Origin of the sequence: Prevotella sp. HJM029 (assembly GCF_000599605.1) — a bacterium.
Lineage (GTDB): Bacteria > Bacteroidota > Bacteroidia > Bacteroidales > Bacteroidaceae > Prevotella.
On sequence record NZ_KK082668.1, the window covers coordinates 68,642 to 85,440 of the forward strand.

14 protein-coding genes are annotated in these 16,799 nt (G+C 41.7%); 5 read left to right on the forward strand and 9 right to left on the reverse strand.

Annotation, left to right across the window (positions count from 1 at the left end; translation table 11 throughout):
• Positions 1-213: 213 nt before the first annotated feature.
• From X919_RS0109070 to X919_RS16625, 3 genes are all read left to right on the forward strand, one after another.
• On the forward strand, positions 214-1,875 hold the full coding sequence (locus tag X919_RS0109070) for a DUF6377 domain-containing protein (RefSeq protein WP_028899839.1): 1,662 nt from the start codon (positions 214-216) through the stop codon (positions 1,873-1,875).
• Positions 1,876-2,363: 488 nt separating this feature from the next.
• Entirely contained in the window at positions 2,364-3,089 is a 726-nt protein-coding gene (locus tag X919_RS0109075; protein ID WP_028899840.1) for a nitroreductase family protein, read from the forward strand.
• Positions 3,090-3,251: 162 nt separating this feature from the next.
• Entirely contained in the window at positions 3,252-3,455 is a 204-nt protein-coding gene (locus tag X919_RS16625; RefSeq protein ID WP_155949706.1) for a hypothetical protein, read from the forward strand.
• 74 nt (positions 3,456-3,529) lie between these two features.
• Here the strand turns inward: X919_RS16625 and polA are convergent, their stop codons facing one another.
• Positions 3,530-6,292: a DNA polymerase I gene (polA, locus tag X919_RS0109080; protein ID WP_028899841.1), complete on the reverse strand. Its 2,763-nt coding sequence runs from the start codon at positions 6,290-6,292 to the stop codon at positions 3,530-3,532.
• A 105-nt stretch (positions 6,293-6,397) separates the two neighbouring features.
• Here polA and X919_RS0109085 point away from each other — a divergent pair, with 105 nt between their 5' ends.
• Positions 6,398-7,375 carry a polyprenyl synthetase family protein gene (locus X919_RS0109085; RefSeq protein WP_028899842.1) on the forward strand — a complete coding sequence of 326 codons (978 nt, stop codon included), beginning with the start codon at positions 6,398-6,400 and terminating at the stop codon, positions 7,373-7,375.
• 203 nt (positions 7,376-7,578) lie between these two features.
• Here X919_RS0109085 and X919_RS0109090 read toward each other — a convergent pair whose 3' ends face one another.
• The 8 genes from X919_RS0109090 to mnmG form a co-directional block, all read right to left on the reverse strand.
• Complete coding sequence (locus X919_RS0109090; RefSeq protein WP_028899843.1) at positions 7,579-8,958, reverse strand: WG repeat-containing protein; 1,380 nt, start codon at positions 8,956-8,958, stop codon at positions 7,579-7,581.
• A 294-nt stretch (positions 8,959-9,252) separates the two neighbouring features.
• Positions 9,253-10,182: a deoxyribose-phosphate aldolase gene (gene deoC / locus X919_RS0109100; RefSeq protein ID WP_036917759.1), complete on the reverse strand. Its 930-nt coding sequence runs from the start codon at positions 10,180-10,182 to the stop codon at positions 9,253-9,255.
• Between the two features lie 31 nt (positions 10,183-10,213).
• The gene (locus tag X919_RS0109105; RefSeq protein WP_028899845.1) at positions 10,214-10,537 is read right to left on the reverse strand and encodes a nucleotide pyrophosphohydrolase; all 324 of its coding nucleotides are present in this window, start codon (positions 10,535-10,537) and stop codon (positions 10,214-10,216) included.
• Positions 10,538-10,548: 11 nt separating this feature from the next.
• Positions 10,549-10,689: a hypothetical protein gene (locus X919_RS16630; protein ID WP_155949707.1), complete on the reverse strand. Its 141-nt coding sequence runs from the start codon at positions 10,687-10,689 to the stop codon at positions 10,549-10,551.
• Positions 10,690-10,838: 149 nt separating this feature from the next.
• Positions 10,839-11,291, reverse strand: coding sequence for a D-aminoacyl-tRNA deacylase (gene dtd, locus X919_RS0109115; RefSeq protein ID WP_028899846.1), 453 nt, complete (start codon positions 11,289-11,291; stop codon positions 10,839-10,841).
• A gap of 20 nt (positions 11,292-11,311) precedes the next feature.
• Positions 11,312-13,159: an excinuclease ABC subunit UvrC gene (gene uvrC / locus X919_RS0109120; protein WP_028899847.1), complete on the reverse strand. Its 1,848-nt coding sequence runs from the start codon at positions 13,157-13,159 to the stop codon at positions 11,312-11,314.
• Between the two features lie 76 nt (positions 13,160-13,235).
• Positions 13,236-13,766 carry an adenine phosphoribosyltransferase gene (locus tag X919_RS0109125; RefSeq protein ID WP_028899848.1) on the reverse strand — a complete coding sequence of 177 codons (531 nt, stop codon included), beginning with the start codon at positions 13,764-13,766 and terminating at the stop codon, positions 13,236-13,238.
• A gap of 228 nt (positions 13,767-13,994) precedes the next feature.
• Positions 13,995-15,866 (reverse strand): tRNA uridine-5-carboxymethylaminomethyl(34) synthesis enzyme MnmG, encoded by a 1,872-nt coding sequence (mnmG, locus tag X919_RS0109130; RefSeq protein WP_028899849.1) that lies wholly within the window; start codon positions 15,864-15,866, stop codon positions 13,995-13,997.
• Positions 15,867-16,107: 241 nt separating this feature from the next.
• Here mnmG and X919_RS0109135 point away from each other — a divergent pair, with 241 nt between their 5' ends.
• Complete coding sequence (locus X919_RS0109135) at positions 16,108-16,785, forward strand: fumarate reductase (RefSeq protein ID WP_028899850.1); 678 nt, start codon at positions 16,108-16,110, stop codon at positions 16,783-16,785.
• Positions 16,786-16,799 lie beyond the last annotated feature (14 nt).

Here is a 16,799-nt window from a genome sequence, read left to right on the forward strand (position 1 = left end):
AATTTAGGTCTTACTTTTTAATAAATTTGAGACAAAGATAATGTTTTTTTTACCGCTTTATGCCTACAAGTAGTATGAAAGTAGATGTATAGTATCTTTTATCTGCTATAAATTACTGATTACCAAACTAAAAAAGTATTTTAAAAATCTATATAAGTAGATATATCTATTCGTTATAATTGATTATCTTTGCATTTAATCAAGGGAAAATCAATGATTAGGAAGTTCTTTATAGGTTTCTTTTTAGGTCTTACTTTTGTGGCTAATGCTAATAATCGCTCGGCAGAATTAGCCCGCTTAGATAGTGTTTTGGCACGTCAACCCTATTATTTGAAAGTGCGTGAGCAACACATTGAACAGTTAAAAATACACCTTCAGCATGAACAACGTGTGCAGCAACGCTTGCGGCTCTATAATGAAATCTATCAAAATTATTATGTATTTCAGTTTGATTCGGCTATGAAGTATATCAATGAGAGCATTGAATATGCTGTGAAGACTGGCCAAACAAGCTATTATGCACAGAATGTCATTCAAAAAGCCGACTTACTTTCTATTGGTGGATTGTATAGTCAGGCACTTGAAAGCCTCAGTTTGCTCAAGCCCTCCGCGCTTCCCGATACACTGAAGTTTAATTATTATCTGACACTTTTTCATACTTATGTTTATTGGGCTGACTATTGTAGTGATGCCATTTACGCACCTCGATATCGTGAGATAGGACGACAAAATTTGGTTTCAGCAATGCCTTTTTTGAATAAGCGTGATAAACGCTACAGCTATTACATGGGCGAATATAGCGGGTATATTCTCAACAATCCCTTAGAGGCACGGAAATATTATCTGCAAAGCGTTGCTACGATGCCCGAAGATACACGCATTCATGCCATGGCTTGCTTTGCTTTAGCTTGCAATTATAATGCTGCCGGCGACACAGATGATTATGAAAACTATCTTCTTATGGCGTGTATCAGCGATGCAAAGAGTCTCACAATGGAGAACATGGCCTTGCAAAACTTGGCGATGTACACGCTCGAACATGGCGAAGGAACGTTGGCTATTGAAGACGCACAGCGCTACATTAATATATCACTTAACAATGCAAAGTTTTATAATAGTCGTTTACGCATCATAGAAGTATCTAATCGTCTGCCCATTATTGTCAATAGTTATCAGCGCCAGTTACAGCAAACCAATAGCTTCTTCCGTAATAGTTTGTTGGTTATTTCTGTCTTTGCCATTTTCCTGTTTATTTCTATTGGCTTCATTTTCAAGCAAAATAATCGGCTCACGCATAGCCGAAGAAAGCTACAAGAGTCCAATCATCGGCTTTCAGAGATGAATGAACGTCAGAGCTTGCTTAACGAACAATTGTATGAATTAAATGAGAAGCTGGTGGTCACAAACAAGAAACGTGAGGGATTAGTGAAGCTTTATATAGATCTTTGTTCACGTTTCATCAACCGATTAAAGAAACAACAAACTTTAGTAAAGCGTAAGATTAAAGCCAATCAAGCGCAGGAACTCCTCACACAGCTCTCTTCAGATCGACTTTCTGAAGAGGATGCAGCGACTTTCCTTTTACGTTTTGACAAGGCCTTCCTTGACCTCTACCCTACTTTCCCTGCCGAATTGAATGCTCTTCTGCGTCCTGGAGATCAAATTTTACAGCCAGACAAGCTAACCATGACTACTGAACAACGTATCATGGCTTTAGTGCGTTTGGGGGTAACCGAGAGCTCAGAGATAGCCAACCTGTTATTCTATTCACCACAAACCATTTACAACTATCGTTCGGCAATGCGGGCAAAGGCTTTCGATAAAGACAATTTCGAAAAACTGGTGGCGCAGCTTTGCACAGTAATACACGATTAGCAGCATAAAAAGCTTGTAGAAAAAGGCTTTAAACATGATATTATCAGATACCCCGAAACAAGTTTGTAGGCTTGCTTCGAGGTTCTTTTCTCCCGCATCCAACTTCTTTTTACCTATAAAATTTGTGCTAACACCTGTTCTGTTGTTGCTTCCGTGGAGCAGCATGCACTTATCTTTCTTTGTGCTAATCCCCTGAAGTTGTAGCCCATTCAAGATGCAGTGGATGGTTGCCCATTCTCTATTCTCACCACAAAGTGACAAGGCAACTATTTACGTCAACATAGTTCTCTTTTTATATATAGCAGTTTTTATTGTGATACAAACCTACCAAAAATATCAATTGCTTCCTAATTTTTAGTCTAAAAATTGTAGAAAAAGGTGCTTTTTATGATTTATTACCTACTTTTGCACGAGAGGAGTTATTTTGTTGTATCCTAAATGGTGCACGAGATGACTATAAATAGCATTAATTTATCATTCTATTGGGTATGAGTTTAGTAGAACTTTTGAATTATCGGCGTGCTGTTCGTCATTTTGACGAAACGCAATCTCTTGATCCTTCGCGCGTGGAAGCGTGTGTGAAGTTGGCCACATTGGCGCCAACGAGTTCTAATATGCAGCTTTGGGAAGCCTATCATGTTACAGATAGCGCCTTGAAAGGCCAGTTGGCGCATGCTTGTTTGGATCAGCTTGCGGCACAGTCGGCCGACCAGTTTGTGGTGTTTGTCACGCGGCAAGACCATTATAAGGCGCATGCTAAGGCCATTCTGGAACACGAGGTTGAGCATATTAGGCGCACCGCACCGGCCGAAAAACAGGAGAAGCGTATCCAAAAAGTGACGCAATATTACACGAAACTCGCGCCGTTTCTCTATTCACGTGGTTGTCGGGTGTGGGGTATGGTGCGCAAGCTGCTTGCCTTTTGCATCGGTCTAAGGCGGCCAATTTTGCGCGATGTGAGCGAAACCGACATGCGTGTGACGGTGCATCAGAGTTGCTCTTTGGTTATACAAACGTTTCTTTTGGCCATGGCCGAAGTGGGATATGACACCTGTCCGCTCGGAGGTTTTGATAACAAGTTGGTGAAGAAGGCGTTAAAATTGCCACGCGGAAGCCAAGTTTGCATGGTGATTGCTTGCGGAAAGAGAGTTGAAGATGGTGTCTGGGGTGAGCGGTTCCGCCTGCCTTTTGAGACATTCTACCATCAGGTTTAGGGCGTGAGACCGTTTGTTACGGCGTGGTTTGCCTGCTTGATGGTTGCAAAGGCATCGCGTTTTTCGCACATAGGATATGGATTGGCGCCCCCTATCTTTTCTGTTATCTTATCGCATGTTCTGTATCATCAAATAAAATGATAGAGATTACTGCATAAAAAGGTGCATATTGTCAAGCAAAAAGGCATAGATTACAGGGAAATCTATGCCATTTTATTTGTGTTTGTAGCCGACTTATTGTGGCCATCACATCGTAGTCGGGCGAAGATAACTTATCCTCTTTTGCGGCATCGTGCAGCCATAAGCCCTTTTATGATGGTGGGCTGTGGTGAGATGGATGTGCTTTTGTCTGTTGGGTGCCTGTAAAATCGAGTGGGAGAGGGCGCTTAGAAATAGGCATGCTGCCAGCTTTTGGGCACCATTTCTTGACATGTTGCACCTTAGTGTGCCTCCAACCAGTTGGCACCCCAGCCCGCATCGGCCAGCAAGGGCACACTGAGGGGGTAGGCATTTTGCATCTCTTCGAGCACAATGCGTTCCACTTTCTCTTTCTCTTCGGGCAACACCGAGAAGTTAAGTTCATCGTGTACCTGGAGAATCATCTTCGAACGGATGCCTTCTTGCTTAAATCTTTCCGCAATATGAATCATCGCTATTTTGATGATGTCGGCTTCAGAGCCCTGAATAGGGGCATTGATGGCATTGCGTTCGGCAAAACCTCGCACGGTGTTGTTGCGCGAATTGATATCAGGGAGGTAGCGTTTCCGACCGAATAATGTCACGGCATAACCTGTCTTTTTGGCCTCTTCGATGGCCTGATCCATGTAGGATTTCACTTTGGGATAGGTTGCAAAATAACCCTCAATGAGTTGTTTTGCCTCCTTGTTGTCAATGCCCATGCGTTGTGAAAGCCCAAAGGTTGTGATGCCATAGATAATGCCAAAATTGGCTTGTTTGGCCTTTTTTCGCTCTAAAGGGGTTACCTCTTCGACGGGTTTATGGGCTATTTTTGCTGCTGTAGCCGCATGAATGTCTACGCCTTCTCTGAACGATTCTTGCATGTTTTCGTCGCCACTGAGATGCGCCATGATGCGAAGTTCGATTTGAGAATAGTCGGCTGAAAAGAACAAGCAGCCGGGTTCGGGAATGAAGCATTTTCGAATCTCTTTGCCATCTTCACTTCTCACGGGGATATTTTGCAGGTTAGGGTCGCTCGAAGAGAGGCGGCCTGTGGCCGTAAGCGCTTGATTAAAAGAGGTATGGATGTGGCCTGTACGTGGATTAATGAGCTTTGGGAGCGCATCAATATAGGTGCTTAGGAGCTTCTTTAAGCCGCGATAGTCCAAGATAAGCGCCACGATGGGGTTCTTATTGCTTAGCGATTGTAACACCTCTTCATTGGTAACATACTGGCCAGTCTTTGTCTTTTTGGGCTTTTCCATGATGTTGAGCTTGCCAAAGAGGATGTCGCCTACTTGTTTTGGGCTTGAAATATTGAACGATTCGCCTGCTATCTCGTAGATTTGCTGTTCAATTTGCTGCATTCTCTCGGTGTAAGCAACCGATGTTTCACTTAATGCTTTTGTGTCAAGTCTCACACCTGTTCTCTCCATTTCAGCTAAAACAGGCACTAAGGGCATCTCAATATTCCAGAAAAGAGCCTCTGTCTCAGTGGCTTTGAGCTGTGGTTCGAGTACATTTTTCAGTTGAAGGGTGATGTCAGCATCTTCACATGCATATTCAAAGACATCCTTGGGGGCGAGCATTCGCATAGACTTTTGCCCTTTTCCTGGTGCACCTATCAGCTCATCAATGTGGATAGTCTTGTAGTTTAAAAGCGTTTCGGCCATGTAATCCATGTTATGACGCAATTCGGGCTGTACTACATAGTGAGCCAACATCGTATCAAACATTTTGCCTTTTAGTGTGATGCCATAATTTTGTAGCACCTCATAATCATACTTTATGTTCTGACCAATTTTAAGAATCGCAGGGTCTTCGTAAAGAGGTTTAAAGATATTAACATATTGTAAGGCCTCTTTACGATCGGAAGGAATGGCTACATAGTAGGCTTCATGTTCGGCGTTGGAAAACGATAAGCCTACTAATTCGGCATCAATTGCGTGGGTTGAGGTTGTTTCTGTATCTAAACTAACAAATGATTTTGTCCTAAGAAAATCACAAAGTTTTTTTGCTTCTTCTTGATTATCAATAAGTTTGTAATTGTGTTTTATAGACTTTATGCTTTCAAAATTCGATTTTTCTAAGCTTTCTGATGGATTGTTCGGAATACTTGAGAATAAATCGGGTTGCAAAGTGCTGTTTTTCGCTTTTTCAGCGCTACCGTTTAAAATTTTATTCGCTAAGGTCTTAAATTCTAATTCGGCAAAAATTTCGCGCAGTTTTGCTTCATCTGGTTTTTGAATTTCCAAAACATCGAGTTGTAGTTCGATGGGTACATCGGTTTTAATCGTTGCCAGAAATTTCGACATTTTAATATCTTCGGTGGCAGCTTCTACATTCAATCGCATCTTACCTTTTAGTTGAGTTGTGTTTGAGAGTAGACCTTCAACTGAACCAAACGCATTGATAAGTTTCACTGCTGTCTTCTCTCCAACGCCGGGGCAACCAGGAAAATTGTCGACAGCATCACCCATAAGTGCGAGCAAGTCGATGACTTGTTCGGGGTGTTCGACACCATATTTTGCTTGAATTTGTTGTGGACCGATGATGTCATAACCGCCACCATGGCGAGGTTTATACATAAAAACGTTATCTCTTACCAACTGTCCATAGTCCTTATCGGGCGTAAGCATGTAGGTTTCCACGCCTTCCTGACCGGCTTTTGTGGCCAATGTGCCAATGACATCATCGGCTTCAAATCCCTCCTTTTGTAGGATGGGGATGTGGAATGCATGTAGGATTTCTTGAATGATGGGCACACTTTGTCGGATGGCTTCGGGCGTTTCTTCACGTTGTGCCTTATAGGGTGGGTAGGCTTCATGGCGGAAAGTCTTGCCCAAATCGAATGCCACGCCAAGATGAGTGGGTTGCTCTTTGGTGATAATCTCGTGCAGGGTGTTGACAAATCCTAATATAGCCGAGGTATTGAGTCCTTTAGAATTGATGCGCGGTGCACGTATAAGTGCATAGTAGGACCTGAAAATCAGGGCGTAGGCATCGATTAAAAATAATTTATTCATTGCTGTCTTATTTGGTGTAAAATTACGAAAAAAAACGCATTTATCCCTTAAGACGCGCGCTATTCCCGCAGAAAATGCGTATTTTTGTAACAAAGAAATGAACGCATGGACTATTTATCGCTCATTAAAAGCCCCATCCACGAGGAATTAAATGATTTTGTAACACTCTTTAATCGGTCACTATCACATGATAATGACCTATTGTCACGTGTGTTAGAGCATATTCGTCAGCGCGGTGGAAAGCGTATGCGCCCGATGCTTACCTTATTGATGGCAAAGAACTTCGGCATGGTTTCCGAAGTAACACAGTATGCTGCGGTCGGTTTAGAGCTGTTACATACGGCCAGTTTGGTGCACGATGATGTCGTTGATGAGAGCAATAAACGGCGCGGACAAGCCAGTGTAAACGCGCTTTTCGACAATAAAGTGAGTGTGTTAGTAGGCGATTATATCCTGTCAACAGCCTTGCTTTCTGTTTCTTATACGCATTCCGAGTTGATTGTTCGCTATCTTTCTGAGTTAGGAAGGACGCTTTCTGATGGTGAAATTTTGCAGTTGAGCAACATCGATAACACGCAAATCAGCGAGGAAGCCTACTATGAAATTATTAAGAAAAAGACGGCCGTTTTGTTTGAAATGTGTGCTGTTATCGGTGCTGTGAGTGCTGGAGCGTCTGACGATGAAGTGGTTGCTGCGCGACAATTTGGGCAGGACTTGGGCATAATTTTTCAGATTCGCGATGATATTTTTGATTATTATGATGAGACAGAGGTGGGGAAACCCACGGGAAACGATATGCTTGAAGGTAAGCTAACTTTGCCCGTTATCTATGCTTTGCAGTCGACTGGCGACGAAGCGATGTTGGCTTTAGCGCATAAAGTGAAACAACAAGAGGTGAATGCAGCTGAAATTGCCTCGTTAGTGGCGTTCACAAAGGCGCATGGGGGCATTGAATATGCCGAACAACAGATGGCTAAACGCCATGCAGCCTGCATGCAGTTTATTGACGAAAGGGTAGGGGATGCAGCCATTAAAACCGCATTAACTGCCTATTTGGATTATGTCATTGCGCGCAAAAGTTAGTTTCTCAACCCCTTAATTCATAGTAGTTTAACCCATATTTGGTGTGAATGGATACCCCCTTCAGCACATATTGCTTGGTAATATGTGCTGAATTAGTTTATAAAGTGCACCAAATTACCTTGTAATTTGCATCATATTAGTGTGTAAAGTGATGCATATTGGGGCATAGCCCGTACCGAGTTAATTTCCAAACGCCTAATTTTTTATTTGATTTCTTTGAGGTTATAATCCAATTTCTGGATGATGGTATCGGTAGTTAGCTCTCTGATTTCAAGGCGATTAAAGAACGTCTTAATTTTGCATGGCTTTAATTTGATGCGTATGTCGTTATTCAAATCGATAACACCTTGCTCATTTTCCTTTTCGACAATAAATAGACTGTCGTTTGGTGTTGAGGAAATGTTATCATATTCAAAAGGAACAAGGGTTTTATTTTCACGGTTAACAATACCAAATTTCTTCCCTTTTGAAACAATAAAGGTGCTTTTATACATGTTGGTCGTTATTGATTCGTATGCTAATGGAAGTAAAATTTTTTCTTCATCCGCATCAAAGAAGGCTTTTAATCCATCCTTTTCGAGGATACAATAAGAAGGGAACACCTGGACTTTGTCGTAGGAAGAGTTGGTAAGCATCTGCATTTTCTTCATGCTGAACAGCTTTTGCTTGCCTTGTATATCGTCTAATTTAACGATGCCGTTATCGTCGATTTGTTTTATACTTTTATATGAAAAAGGCAGAATGATGTTGTTATCAATGTCTATCATACCGTAACATCTGTTTTGACAGGCAATGAAATAAACTTGTCGATTATTGTTAAGATTATTCATAATTAGCAGTTCTTTTTCGTATTGTGGCTTAATAATAGTCAGTCCTTTACTATTAATAACTCCCCATAATCCATCCTTTTCGAAGCTATAATCTGAGGCTGAGTGTTTGTAGTCGTAGTAGATGGGACCCTTAGTTTGATTGATGGTGATTCCTTTTACAATGTCTTTATCGTTGAATATATAGTCACAGGGTGTTTCTTTTCTAAGTGTCCAGAATCCATTCGTATAAGTGATATACGCATATATGGGTGCTACAACGATATTTCCTTTTGCATCACAGATTCCGTAGTGTTCTTTTTTGACAATGAAATAATCTGTCTCTTGTGATGTATCTACTCTTTTCTGTTCAATATATAGGTAGATTGGAGGGAGGATTTGATTGCCATCATGGCTGTAAAGACCTACATTCTTTCCTTTTCTTACAAGCCAATAGTCGTTTTGGGAGGCGTAGTAGCTTGCTTTTATCTCGTCTATCTCATCATATTCTATGGGAATACATTGCTTTCCGCTTTTGTAATAGATGCCATGTTTGCCGTTCTTGATGACGTGATAGAAAACATTACGGGTTGGGAAAATAGAGTCAATATCGGTGATAATGGGCCTATTTTGGGCATCGTCCAGGCTGAGTTTGCCATTGTTTTGTTGGCGGATGTTGGTTGTTGCTATGAATTTTATAGTGATTTGAATGTCTTGTGCATAGACACTTATTGTTGCACATGCCATGATGAGCAGGAGGATTGCAATCTTTTTCATACGTTTATATGTTTTATGATGTATCATTTTTATTTGATTTCTTTGAAGTTATAGTCCAATTTCTTAATGGTTTGAAACGTTGTAATGTTGATGGGTTCTATGCAATCATCATCGGTATCTATAATGCAAATCATCATTCATCGATACCAATTCCGTTATTTAGATTAACGATGTTATATAGACCTTCTTCTTCATTGTAGTGGATTGGGTTGAAGGGTGGGGGAGAGCATGGTTGTATATAGCAGAAACGCCCGCCTCTCTATGATAAGAAAGCGGAGCGTTTCGCGTTGTTTTTTAGAAGAATTTGGTTTCTTTGCCGAGGATTTCACTGAGCAACAAGTTGGTCAAACGGCTGGTTCCCATGCGAAACCATTGATTGGTGAGCCATTTTTCGCCCAGAACCTCTTTTACAATCGTGTAGTAGGCGATGGCGTCCATGACCGAGTTAATGCCGCCAGCGGGCTTAAAACCTATCTGTATGCCTGTTTTTTCGTAGTAGGCTTTGATGGCTTGACACATCACATACGCCGCTTCTGGCGTGGCACTTACCTTCTCTTTACCCGTAGAAGTCTTGATATAATCGGCACCGGCATACATCGAAAGCAGCGCAGCCTTCATGATGTTGCTGTCATTTTCTAAGTCGCCTGTCTCCAAAATCACTTTCATGGGTACGTCGCCACACGCTTGTTTGAGTTCGTTAATATCATCGCAAACGCCCTCATAATCTTCACTTAAGAACTTACCTACAGGCATAACAATGTCAATTTCGGTAGCCCCATCGGCAATGGCTAATTGCGTTTCAGCCACTTTCACTTCCATTCGGGCTTGCGATGAGGGGAAGTTGCCCGAGACATTGGTGATAGCTACGCCGTCGACTTCGAGGCTATTGCTCACCAATTCGGTGAAAACAGGATAGACGCAGATCGCGGCTACATGGGGAAGATCGGGGTAATCGCGGTCGAATTGATTAACTTTTTCGACCATTTGAAGCACCTTTTCTTCGGTGTCGGTGGTGCTAAGGGTGGTGAGTTCGATACTGCCCAAGAGGAATTTCTTTACCTCGTGCGTGTTGTTTTGTGGCACTTTCTCGGCCACAATCTGTGCAACGGCGGCCTGAACATCGGCATCGTTAACTTGAGTGTCGTACAACTTGAGCATCTCTTCATATTTGCTTTGTGTGTCGTCACTGCGAGTTGACTCGCTGATAGGAAGGATTGTTTTCATTTTAATAAATTGATTTTTGGGTGGATATTTATCATTTTAATTTCTCATTTTGCTGGTGTCTGTCGTGGTCGCGTTGCGTCTTTTTGGCAAAACTCTTGCGTATTTCGGCCGAAAGATCGATGCCTGTTTGATTGGCTAAGCACACAAGCACCCACAACACATCGGCCATCTCCTCACCAAGGTTGGGCTTTTCGCCCGGTTTGAAGCTCTGTTCGCCATAGGTTCGGGCAATAACACGGGCCAGTTCACCCACTTCTTCGGTGAGACAAGCCATGTTGGTGAGCTCGTTAAAATAGCGAACGCCATAGGTTTTTATCCATTCGTCGACTGCTGTTTGCAGCGCTTTGAGGGTGATTTCTTCGTTCATTATGTAAAAGTTTTTAGGGGAAAAAGCAAGCCAAAGACAATACCGAAGAGCAAAGTGAGCGCTGCTAATGCAAGCAGGTAGATGACTAATGCTTTCAATGCCTTGTTGTTGTGAGGGGGAGAGCTTTGGTCTTGTTTCATCACCACCATTTTATAGTTTACAAAAGTGGGTTATATTGTAATGTAAAATGCACTATATTGTGCACGAAAGTGTGCTGTATTGTTGACTAATCTGTATGCTTTTAAATTGCATTATAGGGTGGGTTGCGGTGGCAGGTGCACGTCTTGGTTCATTCTTTTGCCTTGCTATCCATGCAAATCGTTATGGGGCCATCGTTGATGAGTGCCACTTTCATGTCGGCACCAAACGTGCCTGTTTGCACTTTTTGGCCCAACTGGAGCGACAGTTCGTCGCAAAAGTACTGGTAGAGCGGGATGGCTGTCTCATGTTTGGCGGCGCGAAGCCACGACGGACGGTTGCCCTTTTTGTAGCTTGCAAAGAGTGTAAATTGCGAAACAACGAGCATTTCGCCTTGAATATCTTGTATGGAGCGGTTCATAACACCTTGCTCATCATCGAAGATACGTAGGTTTATAACTTTGTGTATCAGCCAGTTGGCATCTTCTTGGGTGTCACTTTCTTCGATACCTAATAGGATAACAAGCCCTTTTTCAATAGTAGCCTCAACTTGATGGTGGATGGTTACGGAGGCTTGTGCACAGCGTTGTATCACAATTCTCATGCAACAAATTTACAAATTTATTATGAATTGTCTGTGGCTTCAGGATGAAAATGTTTGTAAACGAGATTGCCTTTTGCTTTACCTAATATCTTGTTAATCTCTTGATTATCAGCTTCTTTTATCGCGTTTATGGTTTTTAATTGCTTCAGCAGTGCTTCTTTTCCTTTCGGACCGAGTCCTTTAATATCATCAAGTTCGCTGTGTAGTGCGTGCTTAGAGCGTTTGTTGCGGTGGAAGGTGATGGCATAGCGGTGCACTTCGTCTTGTATTTGGGTGAGCACATGAAAGAGTTCACTCTTGATATCTAAGCCAACAACCACGGGAGGGTTGCCAAAGAGTAACTCATTGGTGCGGTGATGGTTGTCTTTTGCAAGGCCAGCAATGGGAATATGAAGATGGAGTTCGTCTTCAACTACTGCTCTAACGACTTCCATTTGCCCTTTACCACCATCGGTAATGATGAGGTCGGGTAGGGGCGTTTGTTCTTCTATCATGCGTGAATAGCGCCGTCTGACGACCTCTTGCATCGAGGCATAATCGTCGGAACCAACCACTGTTTTGATGTTGTACTTGCGATAATCTTTGCGAGAGGGCTTCATCCGCTTGTAAACAATGCAGCCTGCTACTGCATCTGTGCCAGAAATGTTGCTGTTATCAAAGCATTCGATGTGAAAAGGAAGTTTTTCTAATTGCAATTTGTTCTGTAATTCTTTCATCAATCGCGTTTGCTTTTGTTCGGGATTGAGCTTCTCTGCTTGTTTCAACCTGTCGAATTTATATTGTTTGGCATTCATCTCCGAGAGATCTAAGAGATGTCTTTTATCACCTTTTTGCGGTATAGTGAAGGAGGCTTCTTTGATATTCCAACTCATTTCAAAAGGCACAATAATTTCTTTTGCTTGGCTGTTGAAGCGTGAACGAATATCGGTAATGGCCATGAGAAGCAATTCTTCATCGCTCTCTTCTAACTTTCTTTTGTATTCATAGGTGAAACTTTGGTTGATCATTCCTTGGCGTACGTGAATGTAATTGATGTAAGCATTCTTTCTGTTGTCATCATCTATAATCGAGAACACATCTACATCGTCAATGGTATGACTAACAACTTCGCTCTTGGTGACGAAATCTTGTAACAAGATGAGTTTCTCTTTGTAGTCTTGTGCAGCTTCGAATTTGAGGAGTTCTGCATTTTTCAGCATGAGCTTCTCTAAGTGCATAGCCACTGCTCTATTATTGCCTTTGAGAATTTCACGAGCTTGTTTCATATTCTCTTGATAGTCTTCGTAGCTTTGTTTGTTGATGCATGGGGCATTACAATTGTGGAGATGATATTCTAAACAGGGCTTAAACCGGCCTTGCTGAATGCTTTCTTTGGTTAAAAGTAGATGGCAAGTGCGTGGTTTATACAGTCGTTTGATGATATTGAGGATGGCATTCATGCTCCCAACATGGGGGTAGGGACCATAAAAAGTACCAGCATGTTTGTTGATAGTACGCGTTTTGAAGATACGTGGAAAGTGCTCATTTGTGATACAAATGCTGGGATAGGTCTTCCCATCTTTAAGCAGAACGTTGTACCTTGGGTTATATTTCTTGATGAGATTGTTCTCTAATAGGAGGGCATCCTCTTCGCTATTAACAACCGTGTAGCTAATGTCTTGTATCTTGGAAACAAGAACTTTTGTTTTATAGCGATCCACTTCCTTGTGAAAATAGGAAGATACCCGTGCCTTGAGTCGCTTGGCTTTTCCTATATATATAATGGTATGCTGCTCGTCATAGAACTGATAGCTGCCAGGTTTGTCGGGCATATTGAGCACAATATTCTTCAAACGGGCTAATCTTTTCTCGTTTTCTTCTCTGGTCATAGCTGTGAATCTCCTTTATATAAAGAAGAAACCGCTCGTTTTGTTTCACGTGAAACATAAACGAGCAATTCTGTTTTTAAAACTTTAAAAGCGAGGTTATCTCAATATCTTGGTCGAAACGGGAGCGGCTTTCGGGGAATTCGCTTGCCAATTCGATAATGAAGTTGCAATAAATCTTTTTGGGATTGAACTTCTTTACCAAATCACATGCGGCCTTCATGGTACCCCCTGTTGCTAAAAGGTCGTCATGAAGCAGAATGATATCATTTTCGTTGATAGCGTCTTTGTGAATCTCTATGGTGTCAATGCCATATTCTTTGGCGTAGCTTTCTTGCACTGTTTCGCACGGAAGTTTGCCGGGTTTTCGGCATAACACTACGCCGGCACCTAACGATGTGGCTACGGCAGAGGACATGACAAAGCCTCTACTTTCGATACCTACAATTTTAGTAATCCCTTTGTCAGCATACAACGCACACATCTCTCGCGTGATTTCTTTCAGCGCTTCTGGGTTTTTGAATAGTGTTGTGACATCTCTAAAGTTCACACCTTTAATAGGCCAATCTGGAATGCAGCGCAGATTGTCTAATAATAATTGATTATTCATATCTTTATTAGTTGATTGTTATCTTTAAATACCTTATTATATGAGCCCTTTCTTTTATTGTTGTGTTGCAGAATAGAGAATTCTGTTGCATTGATTTTGTTCGATATGAACGTGTAATCTTTTCTCTATTTTATTATTAACTTCCAGAGGAATAGTACCTTACTTGTACTATTGTTTCATGTGAAACATTTATTTTAAGGAAGTATGTTGTTACAAACGGTGAGGATATTATCGTCCTAAAAGGACTAAAAGAACATTGATGTCGCTGGGAGATACGCCAGGTATGCGACTAGCTTGCGCTAAAGTTTCAGGATTTATGGCCGATAATTTCTGTCTTCCTTCAGTAGAAATCTCATGAAGTTCGTCATAATGGAATCTATTTTTAATCTTTATATGTTCCAATCGGTGCATTTTGTCTGCGATAATACGTTCTCTTTCAATATAACCTTTATATTTAATGCGAATCTCTGCGGCCTCAATAATCTCTTCTTTTCGATTTAAAGGGGCTTCGATTACAGCTTTAAGTTCCGGGATAATGGTTGAAAGATTTTGGAGATTTAGTTGTGGACGTGCGATAAGGTCGGCTAATTTGCAGCCTGCTCGCAAAGGTGTTGTGTCAAACTTTGCAAGGAGTGGATTGATTTCTTGCGCTTTAATTGGGAACTCTTCGCAGAATGTAACGAGACGTTGGATGGCTTCTTTTTTCTCTATCCACCAGTCATAGCGATCACGTTTGGCTATACCTAATTCATAAGCGCGTTCGGTTAAGCGCGCATCTGCATCGTCTTGGCGGAGTAATATGCGATATTCTGCCCGAGAAGTAAACATGCGATAGGGTTCGTCTACACCTTTAGTTGTGAGATCATCGATGAGTACTCCGATGTAACTTTCGTCCCTTTTCATCACGAAAGGCTGTCCGCCTGCGCAACGAATAGCAGCATTTATTCCCGCAACAAGGCCTTGACCACCGGCTTCTTCATAGCCTGTTGTGCCGTTAACTTGTCCGGCAAAGAACAAACCTGCGATGACTTTTGATTCTAAAGACTGCTGTAATTGTGTAGGGTCGAAGTAATCATACTCAATAGCATAGCCAGGTCTGTAGATCTTAATGTCGCGAAAAGCTGGGATATGGCGTAGGGCTTCTAACTGAATATCCATTGGCATACTCGATGAAAAGCCATTTAAATACATTTCATTCGTATCTTCTCCTTCAGGTTCTAAGAATAAAGGATGCTGCTCTTTATCGGGGAATGTCACCAATTTTGTTTCTATCGAAGGACAATAGCGTGGCCCGGTGCTTTGAATTTGTCCGTTGAAAAGAGGAGAATCTGCAAGGCCTTTTTGCAAAGTTTCATGCACTTCGCGATTTGTGTAGGTTGTCCAACAAGGCAATTGTCTTAGCATTCTATGTGAACCTATATAACTAAATTGGTGAAAATCGCTATCACCTTGTTGCACATCCATGGCTTCAAAATGCACGCTTCGCTTATCAATTCTGACAGGAGTTCCCGTTTTCATGCGAGCCGATCGAATGCCAAAACGGGTGATACTCTCGGTGAAATGGTGCACAGAAGGTTCTGCACAGCGACCGCCTTCCACCATTTTTCGGCCAATATGCATCAGCCCATTGAGGAAAGTTCCTGCGGTAATGATTACGCTTTTGGCTTTGAATTCTGCACCCCAAATGGTTCTTACACCCACAGCTTCACCGTTTTCAACGAGCAATTCGTCGGCTTGATCTTGCCAAATGTCGAGATTTTCAGTCGCATCAAGTGTAGTTCTCCATGCCCAAATAAACTTCTCTCGGTCGCATTGTGCACGGGGACTCCACACAGCAGGGCCTTTTCCGATATTCAACATGCGAAACTGTATGGCTGTTTTATCCGTGATAAGTCCCATATTTCCGCCCAAAGCATCGATCTCTCTTACGATTTGTCCCTTGGCAATTCCACCCACTGCGGGATTGCAACTCATTTGAGCTATCTTGTTCATGTCCATTGTTATCAGGCAAGTCTTAGCACCCATGTTGGCCGAAGCTGTAGCAGCTTCCGCGCCAGCATGTCCACCTCCGATAACAATCACGTCGTAATTGAAGTGCATTTTGTGTTCTAATATTTTTCGCAAAAGTAAGAAATAAAATCCGATTTTTTGTGGAATTGCTTTGAATTATCACCAAAATATAGTATTTTTGCACCGTATTTTTAGGGATAAATCGCATTAAAAGGAGAGTTCCCTACCTAAAATTAGGTATTTAAAGGATTTCATTTTTTACATTTTGCACTTAACTTTGTAAAATAAATTGATATAATTCAATCATTAAATATTTAAAAATCAATCATTTATGTGGTTAATAAATTCATCTATTGGTAGAAAAGTTGTGATGTCTTTAACAGGTATTGCGCTTGTTCTATTCATGACTTTCCATGCCAGCATGAATGTTGTTGCCCTCTTTTCAGGAGATGCTTACAACATGATTTGCAAGCTTTTGGGTGCTAATTGGTATGCTGTTGTTGCAACAATTGCATTGGGAGCATTGGCCGTGTGTCACATTGTTTATGCATTTATCCTTACTGCTCAGAACCGAAGAGCACGTGGTTCAGAGCGTTATGCGGTGACTTCTAAACCAGACTCTGTAGAGTGGGCGAGTCAAAACATGCTTGTTTTAGGCCTTATCGTGTGCTTAGGTTTGCTTCTTCACTTGTTTAATTTCTGGTATAACATGATGTTTGCAGAATTAACAGGTATGGAAACGGCTATTGACCCCGCGAATGGTTTTGAGTTGATTAAAGCTACTTTCAGCAATAAACTTTATGTTGTACTTTACATTTTGTGGATTGTTGCTTTATGGTTCCATCTTTCTCATGGCTTTTGGAGTGCGCTTCAGACCATTGGAGTGAATGGAAAAGTTTGGTTTAACCGTTGGAAGACAATAGGTGTTGTTTATGTAACCTTATTGATGTTAGCATTCCTTGTTGTTGTTTTAGCATTTGCTTTTGGATGCGCACCAAGCCTTCATTAAGGGCATCTATATAA

Bases quoted from the DNA above. Each gene is read 5' to 3' on its own strand.
- polA (WP_028899841.1), bottom strand. From the start codon at position 6,292: ATGAATAAATTATTTTTAATCGATGCCTACGCCCTGATTTTCAGGTCC.
- X919_RS0109135 (WP_028899850.1), top strand. From the start codon at position 16,108: ATGTGGTTAATAAATTCATCTATTGGTAGAAAAGTTGTGATGTCTTTA.
- dtd (WP_028899846.1), bottom strand. From the start codon at position 11,291: ATGAGAATTGTGATACAACGCTGTGCACAAGCCTCCGTAACCATCCAC.
- X919_RS0109085 (WP_028899842.1), top strand. From the start codon at position 6,398: ATGGACTATTTATCGCTCATTAAAAGCCCCATCCACGAGGAATTAAAT.
- deoC (WP_036917759.1), bottom strand. From the start codon at position 10,182: ATGAAAACAATCCTTCCTATCAGCGAGTCAACTCGCAGTGACGACACA.
- X919_RS16630 (WP_155949707.1), bottom strand. From the start codon at position 10,689: ATGAAACAAGACCAAAGCTCTCCCCCTCACAACAACAAGGCATTGAAA.
- X919_RS0109125 (WP_028899848.1), bottom strand. From the start codon at position 13,766: ATGAATAATCAATTATTATTAGACAATCTGCGCTGCATTCCAGATTGG.
- mnmG (WP_028899849.1), bottom strand. From the start codon at position 15,866: ATGCACTTCAATTACGACGTGATTGTTATCGGAGGTGGACATGCTGGC.
- X919_RS0109075 (WP_028899840.1), top strand. From the start codon at position 2,364: ATGAGTTTAGTAGAACTTTTGAATTATCGGCGTGCTGTTCGTCATTTT.
- X919_RS0109070 (WP_028899839.1), top strand. From the start codon at position 214: ATGATTAGGAAGTTCTTTATAGGTTTCTTTTTAGGTCTTACTTTTGTG.
- uvrC (WP_028899847.1), bottom strand. From the start codon at position 13,159: ATGACCAGAGAAGAAAACGAGAAAAGATTAGCCCGTTTGAAGAATATT.
- X919_RS0109090 (WP_028899843.1), bottom strand. From the start codon at position 8,958: ATGAAAAAGATTGCAATCCTCCTGCTCATCATGGCATGTGCAACAATA.